Annotated in this window: 11 protein-coding genes; 8 read left to right on the top strand and 3 right to left on the bottom strand. The window is 55.3% G+C overall.

Annotated features, from left to right (window positions below; genetic code table 11):
* Positions 1 to 187 precede the first annotated feature (187 nt).
* From asmA to udk, 3 genes are read right to left on the bottom strand one after another with little or no spacing between them, the layout of a single operon-like run.
* Entirely contained in the window at positions 188 to 1,987 is a 1,800-nt protein-coding gene (gene asmA / locus GTPT_RS08740; RefSeq protein ID WP_029990594.1) for an outer membrane assembly protein AsmA, read from the bottom strand.
* 20 nt (positions 1,988 to 2,007) lie between these two features.
* A complete protein-coding gene (gene dcd / locus GTPT_RS08735) occupies positions 2,008 to 2,589 on the bottom strand; it encodes a dCTP deaminase (protein WP_025903416.1) in 582 nt (193 codons plus the stop codon).
* Between the two features lie 57 nt (positions 2,590 to 2,646).
* Positions 2,647 to 3,288, bottom strand: a complete 642-nt coding sequence (gene udk / locus GTPT_RS08730) for a uridine kinase (RefSeq protein ID WP_025903415.1) — start codon at positions 3,286 to 3,288, stop codon at positions 2,647 to 2,649.
* 254 nt (positions 3,289 to 3,542) lie between these two features.
* Between udk and GTPT_RS08725 the strand changes: the two genes are divergently transcribed.
* The 8 genes from GTPT_RS08725 to baeR all read left to right on the top strand — a co-directional run bounded on the left by GTPT_RS08725 (position 3,543) and on the right by baeR (position 16,659).
* Positions 3,543 to 4,169, top strand: coding sequence for a phosphatase PAP2 family protein (locus tag GTPT_RS08725; RefSeq protein WP_029990593.1), 627 nt, complete (start codon positions 3,543 to 3,545; stop codon positions 4,167 to 4,169).
* Positions 4,170 to 4,242: 73 nt separating this feature from the next.
* Positions 4,243 to 5,595, top strand: coding sequence for a molecular chaperone (gene yegD / locus GTPT_RS08720; RefSeq protein ID WP_029990592.1), 1,353 nt, complete (start codon positions 4,243 to 4,245; stop codon positions 5,593 to 5,595).
* A gap of 164 nt (positions 5,596 to 5,759) precedes the next feature.
* Positions 5,760 to 6,932: an MdtA/MuxA family multidrug efflux RND transporter periplasmic adaptor subunit gene (locus GTPT_RS08715; protein WP_025903412.1), complete on the top strand. Its 1,173-nt coding sequence runs from the start codon at positions 5,760 to 5,762 to the stop codon at positions 6,930 to 6,932.
* On the top strand, positions 6,932 to 10,063 hold the full coding sequence (locus tag GTPT_RS08710) for an MdtB/MuxB family multidrug efflux RND transporter permease subunit (protein ID WP_029990591.1): 3,132 nt from the start codon (positions 6,932 to 6,934) through the stop codon (positions 10,061 to 10,063). The genes GTPT_RS08715 and GTPT_RS08710 overlap by 1 nt, the downstream gene beginning before the upstream one ends.
* Positions 10,060 to 13,128, top strand: coding sequence for a multidrug efflux RND transporter permease subunit MdtC (mdtC, locus tag GTPT_RS08705; RefSeq protein ID WP_029990590.1), 3,069 nt, complete (start codon positions 10,060 to 10,062; stop codon positions 13,126 to 13,128). Before GTPT_RS08710 ends, mdtC begins: the two co-directional genes overlap by 4 nt.
* The gene (gene mdtD, locus GTPT_RS08700; protein WP_051170787.1) at positions 13,128 to 14,561 is read left to right on the top strand and encodes a multidrug transporter subunit MdtD; all 1,434 of its coding nucleotides are present in this window, start codon (positions 13,128 to 13,130) and stop codon (positions 14,559 to 14,561) included. The genes mdtC and mdtD overlap by 1 nt, the downstream gene beginning before the upstream one ends.
* A complete protein-coding gene (gene baeS, locus GTPT_RS08695) occupies positions 14,558 to 15,952 on the top strand; it encodes an envelope stress sensor histidine kinase BaeS (RefSeq protein ID WP_029990588.1) in 1,395 nt (464 codons plus the stop codon). Before mdtD ends, baeS begins: the two co-directional genes overlap by 4 nt.
* Positions 15,949 to 16,659 (top strand): envelope stress response regulator BaeR, encoded by a 711-nt coding sequence (gene baeR, locus GTPT_RS08690; protein WP_025903407.1) that lies wholly within the window; start codon positions 15,949 to 15,951, stop codon positions 16,657 to 16,659. Before baeS ends, baeR begins: the two co-directional genes overlap by 4 nt.
* The last annotated feature ends 51 nt before the right edge of the window (positions 16,660 to 16,710 follow it).

Genomic DNA, 16,710 nt, shown 5'->3' with positions numbered 1-16,710 from the left:
GCACGCCGATAAGGACAGATAACTGCCGATACTCACCGGTATGTCAGCAAGGATGAAAAGCGGACCGTCTGCCAATAGCCGGGTCTGCCACAGACCACGGCACGGACGATAAGTCGGTTAGGATAGCAAAGGTACCTGGAACTCACGCTGACGCCCCCGGCCTTTAATGTCCGGGGGGCAGGAAAGACTAGTGGTGAGCCGGGTGCTTATCCGGAGTCTGCGCCTGCCACTGATTAAAGCGGCTTTTCAATTCATTCCGGAAATCACCGTTCAGCACACGGGTGATCGGTAACGAATAACTCAGCTTATCCCACGGGCCGTAGAAACGTACCGGAATGATTTGGCCTGAAAGCAGATGTACCAGCCGGCTGTCCCCTTTCCAGTTTGTCATCAGCAAATTAAAGGTGACATCCATAGAGCGCTGACGAAAATCCACATCTCCGGCTGCGTCTATCTGTACCCCATTCCCCTCACCTTTCAGGGATGCAAAGCGTAATACCCCCGGAGTCAGGCGGAAATTACCGTCGAGGGAAGGCATCACCGGCGTCTGCTCTGGCTGATATTTCACCCGGTCACTGCTGACAGCCACGGCATCACTGACCATCTGCTGCAGGTTAAATGCACCGGTATTCGGATGTGTCACACGAATACTGGCCTGCCCCTGCCATCCGGTCAGAATATCCTCGTGAGTAAAGCCGTTACCACTGAACTCTCCTTGCAGTGTCAGGTCCCCACTCAATGCCGGAGGGAGCCGGAGGAGAGATAATACCGGCTGCAGGCTGATATCCTGCAATTGTGGCCGCAGGCTCACTTGCGGTAACGTGCTACGCCAGTCTACCTGACCCGGCAATGAAAAATGGCCTTCACCCAACTGCCCGTCAAGCAGAGTCATCCGCGTGATGCCGCCGGTGCTGGTCGCCTGAAGTGACAGATTTTTTAGCTGTAATCCCCGCCAGAGGGCATTCTGCGAACGAAGACTGATATCCATATCAGCGGTGCGTAACCAGCTATCCTGCAGAGGTAAATCATCCCGGTCGGCGATGACCGGGGCGCTGACTGACCGCACTACCGTGTGACTTCCGGAATTTCCATCGGAGGCAAGCAGATGATCAAAGTCGATATTCACGGAGGTCAGTTGTGCGTGCAATGAAGGGGCTGGCAGTAATTGCCCGGCAATCTCACCGCGGAAATCACTATTATTGGCCTGCAACTTCAGCCCGGAGAGCCGGAAATGCTGAGCGGCAGGTTGCCAGCTGACGCTGAATTCCGCCTGACCGTTAATTCCGCCGACTGGCAGTTCAACGCCAGAGGCCTGATATACAGCCTGGCTGACCTGTAATGACAGCTGTTGCGGGTACTGGCTGGCATCCAGGTGGCCCTGAATATTTAAGAGCAGGTTCTGTTGATTACGTGAGACACGGGTACTTAATTCAAACTCGCCCTGTTTCACCGGGTCCTGGCGGATACTCAGATTAAGATTACGGAAGTTGATCTGATTACCCTGAGCATCCTGCCAGATAAACAGACTGTCAGCGATATTCAGCTGCGCAATATCAAAACTCCAGCCACGGGTCAGCGGGGCAGTATTGGGATCCTCCTCCGGCGCCACCGGCGCCCCCGGAGGACGTTCACTTCCGGCCGCAGGGATATCACGAATGATCGCGTTTTTCAGCAGAACCTGGCTGACTTTAAGCTGATGAGATAAAAGCGGGAATAATTCGACATCCAGGCGCATATTGCCGGCACTGACGGCCGGAACACTGGCCCCCGGGGCCGTCAGGGTGACCTGATCACTGAGAATGCTCAGTCGCGGCCAGACATGCCAGCGTAAATTGCCGGATAACTGTAACTGATAACCACTGCGTTTTGCCACCTGCTGTACCATGTAGCCACGAAAATCGTTCGGATTGACCAGCATCACGAGTGCTGTCATTCCTGCAACAACGACCACGAGCAGAATGGCCAGTGTGGTTATCAGTCTTCTCATACCATCCCCGGTGTATTTCGCTAGTCTTTATCAATCCTGCTGGCTACAGCACCCTGCTGATCACGATATTTTGCATCCTGGCGGCGATTGTAAGGGCGCTCTGCCGGACCGGATAACGGTTCAAAGCTTAGTGCTCCTATCAACATACCGGGCCGCAGCGCTAATGGCAATTTGCCGGAGTTGAAGAATTCCAGCACAATCCGGCCTTTCCAGCCCGGGTCGATGCGATGCGCCGTCACATGCACCATCAACCCCAGACGAGCCAGTGATGAACGACCGTCCAGCCAACCAACCAGGTCCGCCGGTAAAGTCACGGATTCCAGCGTGACCGCCAGAGCCAGTTCGCCCGGGTGCAGGAAAAAGGCTTCGCCCTCAGGCAGAATAATCTCTTCGCTCATCACGCGGTCCAGCGCTGCACTGACTTCATCTTTCGGGCCACTGAGGTCGATAAACGCCGCAGTATGTCCACGGAAAGTCCGGAACTGATTGCCCAGACGCACATCCACGGTGGCTCCGTTAATACGTTCGACAGGAGGACGAGGTGATATTTCAAGCCGGCCGTCATCCAGCCAGCTTTCTATGTCACGGTCACACAATCTCATGCAGATAACTCCATTTCACTGACAAAACAGGGAAGGCAAGCCTTCCCGGTGAACTCTTTATTCAAAAAACTGATTGATCTTCGCTTTAAGAATATCGATAGCGATACGGTTTTTGCCACCGCGCGGCACGATAATGTCCGCATATTGTTTTGACGGTTCAATAAACTGCAAAAACATCGGACGCACTGTTTTCTGATACTGGGTCATCACGGAATCCATCGAACGACCCCGTTCATTAACATCCCGTTTCATCCTGCGCATCAGGCAGATATCCAGCGGCGTATCAACGAAAATAGAAAAATTAAGTTCGCCGCGTAACCGGGCATCTGTCAGCAACAAAATGCCTTCCAGGATAATCACCTTCTTAGGTTCCAGCTTACGGGTTTCTTTCATCCGTGTATGTTCAGAGTAGCTGTAAACCGGGAGATCGATCGCATGACCTGCTTTAATTGCCTGTAAATGCGACAATAATAAATCATGATCCATCGCATTAGGATGGTCATAATTCGTTTTAATTCTCTCTTCCATGGTGAGATGGCTTTGATCCCGGTAATAACTATCTTCGGGAATAACACCAATATGTTCGTCACCTACCTGGTCACGAATTTCACGATAGAGCGTGCTGGCAATCAAACTTTTGCCTGAAGCAGAAGCGCCGGCAATACCCACAATTACGCACTGATGGGACGAGTCAGTCATACGTTTTAAAGACCTGAAACTGAAGCCGGTATCATTTCCGGTTAACGACCGGGGATACTGGCAGAATGAGAGGGTTTACGGCGGCGATTATAGGGATTTCATCCCGTTGATGCCAGAGAAAAGCGTGGTTTATCTTCAGGCATCTGCCCATAGGCGCTTCAGAGAAAGTTATGTATACTGCTCCGCCAGCTTTATACTGGCGCATTTCTCTGCCGGATCCTTTATCCGCCCGTTGCCCTGTTGACCGGAAAACCATGTACTGGAAGAATCTGACCTATTTTGGCGATAGTATGCTGTTACTGCCTACCGCCCTGCTGCTTGCACTCTTTTTATTCTGGAAAAGTCAGCGCTGGCAAACCGCCTTCGGCTGGCTACTGAGTTTCGGGATTGCCGGGGGGCTGGTCAGTATTTCGAAAGTCATGTTTCTGGGATTTTTCCTCGGCAGTCAGTCATTGAATTTTACGGGGTTCAGCGGACATACCACGATGTCCTCCGTGCTCTGGCCGGTACTGATGTGGATGATCTCCGGAGGCCGCCAGCCCTGGCTGCGACGGACACTGATCACGTTCGGCTATCTGTTACCCCTGGCGGTCGGCTATTCCCGCCTGCAACTCCATGCGCATTCACCCAGCGAGGTGATAAGCGGTGCGGTGCTGGGGGCTATCCTGAGTACCGGATACCTGTTGATACAGCGTCATACGCGGCTTAATAAAGTCAGCCTGTTGCAACTGGCAGCCTTTGCGGCCCTGCCCGCGGTGATCATCTTCACCGGTCAGCCTGCCGCCACACAGCAGTTCCTGTCTGTCCTGTCCGCACGCCTGGCCGGTATCGAAAAACCCTATACCCGTGCCCAACTGCTGCATGCCGGTCATGCCAATTAGTGGTCCGCCATTTACGGCATCACGATAACAGGGTAAAGTCGCCCCCTTTTTTTGACTCTCCGGGGGCGCAGACATGTTTATTGGTTTTGATTACGGTACAGCTAACTGTTCAGTAGCGACAGAAGATAACGGGAATTTCCGGCAACTGTTGCTCGAAAATTCCTCTGCGCTGCTCCCTTCGATGATCTCTGCGCCGCTGCGAACTGTCCCCAGTGAATGGCTCTATCGCTGCCACAATGTTGATTTCCCGCTCCCGGAAAATAAAGCCCTGTTGCAGTATTCTTTGCGTCTTAACCGGGAAGAAGATATTCCGGTCACCCCGCAGGGCGTCAGTTTCGGGCTACAGGCGCTGGAAAACTATATTGCGGACCCGGAAGATGTCTGGTTCGTCAAGTCGCCTAAGTCCTTTCTCGGTGCCCCGGGTCTGAAGGCTCAGCAGGTTGCCTTCTTTGAAGATCTGGTCTGTGCCATGATGCTGCATATCCGTCAGCAGGCAGAACAGCAAACCGAACAAGCCATCACCCATACGGTCATTGGCCGCCCGGTCAACTTCCAGGGCAACGGCGGCAGTGAAGCCAACGCTCAGGCACAAAATATCCTGTTACGCGCCGCGCAACGTGCCGGTTTCCGTGAAATAGAATTTCAGTATGAACCGGTGGCGGCAGGGCTGGAATTTGAATCCACACTCACCCGTGAAACCCGGGTGCTGGTGGTGGATATCGGCGGAGGTACGACCGACTGTTCTCTGTTACTGATGGGGCCTGCGTGGCAGCATAAAGCCGACCGTGTGGATAGCCTGCTCGGCCACAGCGGTTGTCGTGTCGGCGGAAATGATCTGGATATCATGCTGGCCTTTAAAACGCTGATGCCATTACTGGGGCTGGGGGGCAGTGCCCGTAAAGGCACGGCCCTGCCGGCACTCCCCTGGTGGAATGCGGTGGCCATCAATGATGTCAATGCACAAAGTCAGTTCTACTCCGGCGAGTGCGGTCAGTTACTCCGCCAGATGGTGAAAGATGCTGAGCATGCGGATTTAGTCACCCGCCTGCTGAATGTCTGGAAAAATAAGCAGAGTTATCAGCTGGTCCGCAGTGCGGAGGAGAGTAAAATCCGCCTGTCCAAAACCCCGGAAACCACAGTTCCACTGGACTATATCGATGCAGGGCTGACTGCCGCACTGGAAGTGCAACAAATGGAAGACGCCATTGCACAACCGCTGGAGAAGATGATCCGGCAGATTTCCGGCGTGATGGCCGAATCATCCACCCGGCCGGACGTCATCTATCTGACCGGGGGCAGTGCCCGCTCTCCGTTATTACGTGAGGCCATCAGCCGCGTTCTGCCGGGCATCCCGTTGGCCAGCGGCGATGACTTCGGCTCGGTGACACTCGGTCTGACCCGCTGGGCGAAAACCTTGTTCAGTTAATACTTGTCCGGTGCCGGTTCCTCCCGGCACCGTGAAGCGCTTTTATTCCTTTCTGCGATGCATTTCCTTATTTCCTTCAACTTTCCCTGCTGATTTATCGTTATACTGACAGGCCAACGTGCGGATATTGCCTGATTTAATGATGCGGGAGAGCATAATTAAGCATGAAAGCAAAACTTCGAGTCACTCGTCTCTTTCTTATTTTTTGTGTTGTGATCATTGCCGTACTGGCCGGTATGTATTTCTGGCAGACGGAGAGCGCTAAGGCCGCCTCTCCTGCCCGACGTACGGCTTCTTCCACCCCGCCGGTTCAGGTGGCTGAAGTTAAGGTGATGACCGTCCCGCAATATATTTCCGCTCTCGGCACCGTGACAGCCTCTTCAACCGTCACCGTCCGCAGCCGTGTCGACGGGCAACTGATGTCTCTGCATTTTCATGAAGGTCAGCCGGTCACTGCCGGGCAATTACTGGCTGAGATTGACCCCCGTCCTTTTCGTGTTGCTCTGTTACAGGCCGAAGGCCAGCTGGCGAAAGACCAGGCGACGCTGGCTAATGCCCGTGCCGACCTGCGACGTTACCAGAAACTGTCGGCGACAGGACTGGTCGCGCGCCAGGAACTGGATAATCAGCAGGCACTGGTCAGCGAAACCGAGGGAACCGTCAAAAGTGATCAGGCATCCGTTGAGAGTGCCCGCCTGAACCTGACGTACAGCCAAATCACCGCGCCTATTAGTGGCATTGTCGGTCTGAAACAGGTGGATGCCGGTAACTACATTACCGCCGGGGATACCAATGGCATCGTCGTGATCACACAGACCCACCCGGCAGATGTGATTTTCACGGTTCAGGAAGGCGATATTGACCGCATTGTTCAGGCACAAAAACAGGGGCAGCCACTGCCCGCAGAGGCCCGTGACCGTACCGATACCCGCCTGCTGGCGGAAGGCTCCCTGCTGAGTCTGGACAACCAGATAGACAGCAGTACCGGTACCCTGAAACTAAAAGCCCGGTTTACCAATCAGAATAATCAGCTGTTCCCGAACCAGTTTGTCAATATCCGCCTGCGGGTCAACACCCTGAAGAATGCGTTAGTCATCCCTGTCGCGGCATTACAGATGAATACCAAAGGTTACTTTGTCTGGGTGGTCGGGCCGCAAAATAAAGTGCGCAGAGCCTCCGTGACCACGGGACCGCAGCAGGGCGCGTTACAGGTAATCGATAGTGGTTTACAGGCGGGGGACCGCGTAGTGACTGATGGCCTCGATCGTCTGAATGAAGGCACCGCCGTCAACATCGTCACCCCGGCAACGGCAGAAAACACCGGGGACGCCACCTGATGAATACCTACTCCGGGCTCCCGGGCGGAGGGCCTTCACGTCGTTTTATCCTGCGCCCTGTCGCCACAACCCTGTTGATGGTAGCCATTGTGCTGGCAGGTATCATGGGTTATCGCTTTTTACCGGTGTCCGCCCTGCCGGAAGTGGATTACCCGACCATCCAGGTGGTCACAGGCTATCCCGGAGCCAGTGCAGAAGTGATGACAACGTCGGTTACCGCCCCGCTGGAACGTCAGCTCGGGCAGATGTCCGGGCTGAAACAGATGGCGTCCGCCAGTTCCGCCGGCGCCTCCGTGATCACCCTGCAATTTCAGCTCTCCCTGCCGCTGGATATTGCTGAACAGGAAGTTCAGGCTGCCATTAACGCCTCGATGAATTACCTGCCTGATGACTTACCTGATCCGCCGGTGTATAACAAGGTCAACCCGGCGGACCCGCCGATTATGACTCTGGCCGTGACCACCCAAAGTCTGCCACTGACGCAGGTTGAAGACCTGGTAGAAACCCGTATTGCCCAAAAGATCTCCCAGGTTACTGGCGTCGGTATGGTGACTCTGGCCGGGGGGCAACGACCGGCTATCCGCATCAGTCTGAATGCCCCGGCACTCGCTGCACTGGGATTAACCAGTGAAGATATCCGTACCGCTATCGGTGCTGCCAATGTGAATACTCCCAAAGGCAGCCTTGATGGTCCGGAACGTTCACTAACGCTCTCCGCGAACGACCAGTTGAAAAATGCCGAAGACTATCGGCAGCTGATTATCAGTTACCGGAATAATGCCCCTGTCCGTCTGGGCGATGTTGCCACCGTCACGCAAGGGGCTGAAAATCAGTGGCTTGGTGCCTGGAATAATGGTCAGGGCGCGATAGTGATGAATGTATTGCGCCAGCCCGGGGCGAATATTATAGCCACCGCTGACAATATTCGTGCCCTGCTCCCCTCTCTGCAAAGCAGCCTGCCGGCCTCAGTGAAGCTTCAGCTGGTCAGTGATCGTACGCAGAATATCCGCGCCTCCGTCAGTGATACTCAGTCTGAACTGATGCTGGCGATCGCCCTGGTGGTGATGATTATCTACCTTTTCCTGAGGAATATTCCTGCCACCATTATCCCTGCCGTGGCTGTGCCATTGTCGCTGATCGGCACTTTTGCCGTCATTTATATGCTGGGCTTTTCGGTGAACAATCTGACGCTAATGGCACTCACTATTGCGACAGGTTTTGTGGTGGATGACGCGATTGTCGTGATCGAAAACATATCACGCCATATCGAAAATGGCCTCTCTCCGCTACAGGCCGCCCTGAAAGGGGCTTCAGAAATCGGCTTCACAATCATTTCACTGACCATTTCACTGATAGCGGTGCTGATCCCGCTGTTATTTATGGGGGATGTGGTCGGCCGCCTGTTCCGTGAATTTGCAGTGACTCTGGCCGTTTCCATTTTAATCTCGGCCCTGGTCTCACTTACCCTGACTCCGATGATGTGTGCCAGGATGCTGAAAGGGGGAACCCATCACCAGCAAAATCGTTTTTCTCTGGCCTGTGAGGCCCTGTTTGAACGGACAGTGGCCGGTTACGGGCGTCTGCTGACGCGGGTATTGCGTCACCGCTGGCTGACGCTGGGGGTAGCTGTCGGCACCCTGATACTGACGGTTCTGCTGTGGATGGGGATCCCGAAAGGCTTCTTCCCGGCCCAGGACAATGGCCTGATTCAGGCAACTCTGCAGGGGCCTCAGTCCGTCTCCTGGCAGGGAATGGCCGATCGTACACGTCAGGTAGCCGCCATCATTCAGAAAGACCCGGATGTGTCGAATGTTACCTCGTTTGTCGGTGTCGACGGGACGAATACCGCGCTGAATACCGCACGCTTACAGATCACCCTGAAACCGCTCTCTCAGCGTAGCGACCGGATCCCTGCCATAGAGAACCGTTTACAGCACGCGGTGAGTCAGCTGCCCGGCATTCAGCTATGGATGCAGGCAGTACAGGACCTGACCATTGATACATCCGCCAGCCGGACGCCTTATCAGTTCACTCTGCAGTCACCGTCACAATCAGAGCTGGCTTTATGGATCCCGCGGCTGGTTTCACGGTTACAACAGGCACCGCAATTACGGAGTGTCAGCAGTGACTGGCAGGACCAGGGGAATGAGGCCTATATTCGTGTCGACAGGGATACCGCCAGCCGGCTGGGTATTTCTATGTCAGATATCGACAACGCACTGTACGATGCTTTCGGACAACGGCTGATCTCGACCATTTATACTCAGTCCAACCAGTACCGCGTGGTGCTGGGCCAGCCTATGCCAGCCAGCGGGGGACTCAGTGCTCTGCAGAATATCCGCCTGACCACCAGTGAAGGCGGCACCCTTCCGCTGACCTCCATTGCCAGTATTGAACAGCGCCACACGCTGCTGACCGTTAACCATCTGGATCAGTTCCCTTCGGCGACAATATCGTTTGATATTGCTGAGGGTCATTCACTGGGAGACGCCGTGGATGCGATTACGCACATTGAACAGTCGCTGAATTTACCTGCAGATATGATGACCCGCTTCGAAGGCAGTGCCCTCGCCTTCCGGGCAGCCCTCAGCAGTACCGTCTGGCTGGTGATAGCCGCCATCATCGCCATGTATATCGTGCTGGGGATCCTGTATGAAAGCTTTATCCATCCGGTCACCATTCTGTCGACCCTGCCGGGTGCCGGCGTGGGTGCATTGCTGGCCTTACAGATTTCAGGGCATGAACTCGATATTATTGCCATTATCGGTATTATTCTGCTGATCGGTATTGTGAAGAAAAATGCCATTATGATGATTGACTTCGCCTTATCTGCCGAGCGGAATGAGGGTATGTCGCCGGAGGAAGCCATCTTCCGGGCCTGCCTGCTACGTTTCCGCCCTATTCTGATGACGACCATGGCAGCTCTGCTCGGGGCGCTCCCTCTGATGCTGAGTACCGGTGTCGGCGCAGAGTTACGCAGGCCTCTGGGGATCTCAATGGTCGGTGGCCTGATTGTCAGTCAGGTGCTGACACTGTTTACCACCCCGGTGATCTACCTGCTGTTTGACAGCCTGTCGAAAAAACTGAGACGTAAACAGAACATCGGCTCAGCACAGGATCTGTCATTGTGAAGGCGCTGGACCTGTTTATTCACCGCCCGGTCGCCACCCTGCTGTTTTCGCTGGCGATCGTGCTGGCGGGTGTCCTTGGCTTTCGTTTACTGCCGGTCGCGGCCTTACCGCAGGTGGATTTTCCTGCCGTAGTGGTCTCGGCCAGTATGTCAGGGGCCTCGGCAGAGACGATGGCGGCCTCCGTGGCCACGCCACTGGAGCGCTCTCTGGGCCGGATTTCCGGTATCAGCGAAATGACCTCCACCAGTACGCTGGGGACGACCCGTATTATCCTGATTTTTGATCTTAACCGGGATATTAACGGCGCTGCCCGCGATGTCCAGGCCGCACTGAATGCTGCCCAAAGTCTGTTGCCAAGCGGTATGTCGTCACGCCCGACCTACCGTAAAGCCAACCCGTCCGATGCACCGGTTATGATCCTGACACTGACCTCAGATACCTATTCCCGGGGCCAGCTATACGATTATGCCACCACCCGTCTGGCACAAACGATTTCCCAGATAGACGGCGTCGGCGATGTCACCATCGGCGGCGGATCCCTCCCTGCCGTGCGTGTCGATGTTAACCCGCAGCAATTATTCAGTCAGGGCATTTCGCTGGATAAGATCCGCAGCCAGCTCAGCGCAGCAAACCAGCGCCTGCCGCTCGGGGCTATTGATGACGGGGAACAACGCTGGCAGCTGGCGACAAATGATGTGCTGGATGATGCCAGCCATTACCGTTCGGTCATTGTTCACTACAATAACGGGGCCGCCGTGCGGCTGGGCGATATTGCGACCGTGACAAATGATGTCCAGGACATACGTAATATTGGTCTGAGCGACGGAAAACCGGCGATCCTGATGATGATCCGTAAAACCGCTGACGCCAACGTTATCTCAACGGTGGACCGTATCCGTGAAAGACTGCCGGTACTGCGCCAGGAAATTCCTGCGGCTATCCAGCTCAGTATCGCCCAGGACCGCTCACCGACTATCCGGGCCTCACTTAATGAAGTGGAACAGTCACTGATTATCGCGATTGCCCTGGTGATCCTGGTGGTCTTCCTGTTTCTGGGATCGGCCAGAGCGACATTGATCCCGGCGATCGTGGTGCCTGTCTCCCTGATTGGCAGTTTCTCTGCCATGTATCTTTGTGGTTTCAGCCTGAATAATCTGTCACTGATGGCCCTGACCATCGCCACAGGCTTTGTGGTGGACGATGCTATTGTCGTGCTGGAGAATATTGCCCGTCACGTGGAAGCCGGCATGAAGCCTTTTGCCGCCGCTCTGCGCGGGATCCGCGAAGTCGGGTTCACCGTACTGGCGATGAGTCTGTCGCTGGTCGCGGTATTTTTACCACTGATGTTCCTGGGCGGACTGATTGGCCGGTTTTTCAATGAATTTGCCATTACCCTGTCGGTCGCGATCCTGATTTCTTTGGTGATTTCCCTGACCCTGACCCCGATGATGTGTGCCAGATTGCTGAAGCTGACGCCGGCAGACACCCCGCGGCGCCGTTCCTGGTTTCAGAAAGGCATGGACGGCATTCAGACCGGTTATGCCCGCTCATTACGCCGCGTACTGCGCCATCCGAAAACAACCCTCTGCGTATTACTGGCCACGGTCGCGCTGACGGTCGGATTATTTATCACCCTTCCGAAGACGTTTTTACCTGAACAGGATACCGGCCGTATCTCCGGCAATATCCAGGCTGACCAGAGTATTTCTTTCCAGGCCATGCGCGATAAACTGGCCGATTTTATGCGCATTGTCAGTGCGGATCCCGCCGTCGATAATGTCACCGGTTTTACCGGGGGTATGCGTACCAATAGCGGTTCGCTCTATATTTCGCTCAAACCGTTGGCAGAACGAAAGGTCAGTGCCCGACAGGTGATCGACAGGCTGCGAAATGCACTGGCGAATGAGCCAGGCGCACGCTTATACCTGAATCCGGTTCAGGATATTCATACCGGCGGCCGCTCGTCGAACGCCAGTTATCAGTACACATTGCTGTCGGATGATCTGCAGGCACTCCGCCAGTGGTCCCCTAAAATACTTGAGGCATTCCGGCATCTGCCGCAACTGACCGATGTGAGTTCAGACCAGGAAGACCACGGGGGTGAACTGCAACTGGTGTATGACCGGGCCAGTATGGCCAGACTGGGGATTAACGTGGCACAGGCGAATGCCTTACTGAATGATGCCTTTGGCCAGCGGGAAATCTCCACTATTTACCGGCCGATGAATCAGTACAAAGTGGTCCTGGAGGTGGATCCCCGGTATCTGCAGAATGCCTCTGCCCTCGACCAGATGTACCTGATCAATGATCAGGGTCAGTCGATACCGTTATCACGTATTGCACACTGGGCGCCAGGCAATACACCGACCGCGGTTAACCACCAGGGACTGTCTGCCGCTGCCACACTTTCGTTTAACCTGCCCGACGGTGTCGCGCTGTCGCAGGCTTCCTCGGCCATTGACCAGACGATGGTTCGTCTGGGGGTTCCGGCCTCCATTCGCGGCGAGTTTGCCGGTGATGCAAAACTGTTCCGTGACAGCCAGTCCAGCCAGCTATGGCTGATTATCGGGGCGATTGCCACGGTCTATATCGTGACCGGCATGCTGTATGAAAGCTATATTCATCCGGTGACCATTCTCTCGACCCTCCCCCCGGCCGGGGTGGGTGCCTTGCTGGCCTTACGCCTGTCCGGCACCCCCTTCAGCCTGATTGCGATGTTAGGTATCCTGCTACTGATAGGCATAGTGAAAAAGAATGCCATTATGCTGATTGATTTTGCGCTGGCCGCAGAGCGGGAAGGCAGGCTCTCTGCACGCGAGGCTATCTATCAGGCCTGTCTGCTGCGTTTCCGCCCGATACTGATGACTACCCTGGCGGCACTTTTTGGTGCACTTCCGCTGGTATTTACCTCCGGAGATGGCGCAGAATTACGGCAACCTTTAGGAATAGCCATCGCCGGCGGATTAATTATCAGTCAGTTACTGACGCTGTACACGACCCCGGTGGTATTTCTGTTCATGGATAAACTCAGTAAAGGCCGCAGGCCTGTCACAGGAGAACCGTGATGCACTCAGAACCCGGTAATGCCTCTGCACCGACCCCGCCCTCTGTGCGCTGGCAGTTGTGGATCGTCGCCATCGGCTTTTTTATGCAATCGCTGGATACCACGATTGTGAACACGGCGCTGCCTTCCATGGCAAAGGCCCTGCATAGCAGCCCGCTGAATATGCATATGGTGATTGTTTCCTATGTATTAACGGTCGCAGTGATGCTGCCGTTAAGCGGCTGGCTTGCGGATCGTCTGGGGGTACGAAATATTTTCTGCAGTGCTATCGTACTGTTCACGCTGGGTTCGGTCTGCTGTGCCCTCTCCTCCACGCTGGATCAGCTGGTGATGGCGCGGGTGCTGCAGGGCATGGGCGGGGCCATGATGGTACCGGTCGGCAGGCTGACGGTAATGAAAATTGTGCCGCGGGCCCAATATATGGCGGCGATGGCTTTCGTGACCTTACCGGGCCAGGTCGGTCCGCTGGCCGGCCCTACCCTTGGCGGCCTGCTGGTGGAATACACCAGCTGGCACTGGATTTTTTTGATCAATATCCCGGTCGGGATCATCGGCGCCTGGGCGACTCTCCGCCTGCTGCCAAACTACCGCTTACCCGGGCGACGCTTTGATTTCCGGGGGTTTCTGCTGCTGGCCATTGCGATGGCTTCGCTGACACTGGCACTGGAAAGCCGCGAATGGACAGGAGACCGCACGCTCTGGTTATCCGTCCTGCTCAGTGCGGGGATAGGTTGTCTGGTGCTTTACCCTGTGTACGCCTTCAACCGGGATAATGCGCTGTTCAGCCTCGATTTATTTAAGAATCCGGTGTACCGCATCGGGTTAATCGGCAGTATGGTCGCCCGTACCGGCAGTGGCATGTTACCGTTTATGATCCCGCTTTTCCTGCAACTGGCGCTCGGTCTCAGCCCGTTTCATGCCGGGCTGATGATGATACCGATGGTCGCGGGCAGTATGCTGATTAAGCGTGTGGTGGTCAGGCTGGTCAATACCGTCGGTTATCGTCGTGCGCTGATCAGTTCCACACTGTTACTGGGACTGGTGGTCATGCTGTTCCCGCTCTTGTTACGGCTGGACCGGATTGAAGGATTACCGTTGGTCATGTTCCTGCTCGGTGGCGTCAACTCGGTCCGTTTTACGACCATGAATACCCTGACCCTGAAAGAGCTACCGGACACTCTGGCCTCTTCAGGAAACAGTTTGCTTTCGATGGTGATGCAGTTATCTATGAGTACCGGCGTCACCCTGGCAGGGTTACTGCTGGCAAGCTCAGGGCATGCGGCCCTCGCCGATACTGCCGCCCTGCGTCAGACATTCAGCATGGCCTGGCTGCTGATCGGATTATTCCTCTGGCTACCGATCATAGTCTTCTGGTTCGTCCCTGAAGACCTCAGCCGTAATACGCTGTTAAACAAAGGGCATCGGAAATCATGAAACTGCACTGGCGGGTGAACATCCGGGCGAAGCTGTTTATGACTATTTTCGGTAGCTGTCTGCTGGTACTGGTAGTCATGCACTGGGCGATGCGTATGAGCTTCGAGCACGGGTTTGTCGATTATATCCGTGAGAGTAATGAACAACGCCTGAACCTGTTAAGCGATGCCCTGGCCGAGCAATATCAGCAGCACGGGAACTGGACTTTTCTGCAGAAGAATAACCGGATCATTTACACCCTGCTGCACTCGCTGGAACAAAGTCAGCCGCGGGATAACTTCCCCTCGCCTGGCTGGCGTACCCCATTCTGGATTGTGGATAGTCAATACCATGTGCTGATCGGACCACGAAAAAAACTGCCGGTTCAGCGGGTTGAACACCCGATCACCACCCCGGAGGGACGAGTAGCCGGTTGGGTCATTGGTTCTCCCCCGGAGCAACTGACACGCAGCACGGATATCAACTTTGACCATCAGCAAAAACGGGCCAGCTGGCTCATCGCGGCTCTGACAACGTTGCTGGCCGCCATCGTGACCTGGCGCCTTTCGCGCGGACTGCTGGCCCCGGTGAAACGGCTGGTTAGCGGTACCCACCAGCTGGCGGCAGGTCAACTGGCAACCCGGGTCAGGGTGACCAGCGATGATGAACTGGGCCAACTGGCCCGCGATTTTAATCAACTGGCTGAGTCACTGGAAAAAAATGAAACCAATCGCCGGGCGTTTATGGCGGACATCTCCCATGAGCTACGCACGCCGCTGGCCATCCTGCAGGGGGAACTTGAAGCTATCCAGGACGGGGTTCGCCACCTGACTCCGGCCGCCGTCACCTCGTTACAAAGTGAAGTGATGACCCTGAAAAAACTGGTCGATGACCTGCATCAACTGGCACTTTCTGATGCAGGGGCGCTACGTTATCAGATGCAGCCCCTGTGCCTGAGCGAGCTGACAGAAAGTGTCTGCGCCACCTATGTACAGCGATTCCGCGATGCCGGCCTGTCGCTGCACTTTCAGTTACCGCCCACCGCCCCCTGCGTCGGTGACATCGGCAGGCTGAGTCAGTTATGCCATAACCTGTTGGAGAACAGCCTGCGTTATACCCGTTCCGGCGGCAGCCTGGTGGTCACTCTGCAACAACGGCAGGACGACCTTCAGTTATCTTTCAGTGATAGTGCGCCCGGCATCAGTGATGAACAGCAGCAACATATTTTTGACCGGTTTTACCGGGCTGAAGACTCCCGTAACCGCGCAAGCGGAGGGTCCGGTCTGGGACTGGCTATCTGCCGGGCCATCACAGACGCACATCAGGGCACCATTGACTGCCAGCATTCCGGGGCCGGAGGTGTTACTATCCTCGTCAGGTTGCCATTGATGACAGGTGAGCAAAACATATGACAGAACCTACCCTTTCTCCACGGGTGATGATTGTTGAGGATGAGCCAAAACTGGCCATGCTGCTGGTCGATTATTTACAGGCCGCCGGTTACCGTACCCATGTCGTCAGCCGCGGCGATGACGTGATCCCGCAGGTAAAAGCCACGCCGCCGGACCTGTTGATCCTGGATTTGATGCTGCCGGGCAAAGACGGACTGTCGGTCTGTCGCGAACTTCGCCAGTTCTCGGATCTGCCTGTGATTATGCTGACCGCCCGCAGCGAAGAAATAGACCGTTTACTGGGGCTGGAAATCGGTGCGGATGATTATGTCTGTAAACCTTTCAGCCCGAGGGAAGTGGTCGCCAGAGTGAAGATTATCCTGCGTCGCTGTCTGCGCGTCGCTGAAGAGTCCGTCGAGGTCTCTGCCCGACTGGAAATTGATAAAGGGCGATTTCGTGCCCGCTGGGACGGTCAACCTGTCGAGCTGACACCGGCTGAATTCCGGTTACTGACGGCTCTGTCACAGGAACCGGGGAAGGTGTTCACCCGTGAACAACTGCTTGATCTGCTCTATGACGATTACCGGGTGGTGGCCGACCGGACCATCGACAGTCACATAAAAAATCTCCGTCGTAAACTGGAAACACAGGATCAGGAACAGACGTTTATCCGTGCGGTCTACGGCCTGGGTTACCGCTGGGAAGGTCAGCGCAGCCGCCTGCTCTGAGATGACGGCCAGACGGCCGTTCATACAGAAAGATTTACAACCCGATATTCC

The sequence above is a fragment of the Tatumella ptyseos ATCC 33301 genome (assembly GCF_000735525.1).
GTDB lineage: Bacteria > Pseudomonadota > Gammaproteobacteria > Enterobacterales > Enterobacteriaceae > Tatumella > Tatumella ptyseos.
The sequence above is the reverse complement of the archived record's forward strand: the minus strand, read 5'-3'. Positions and strand labels throughout refer to the sequence as shown.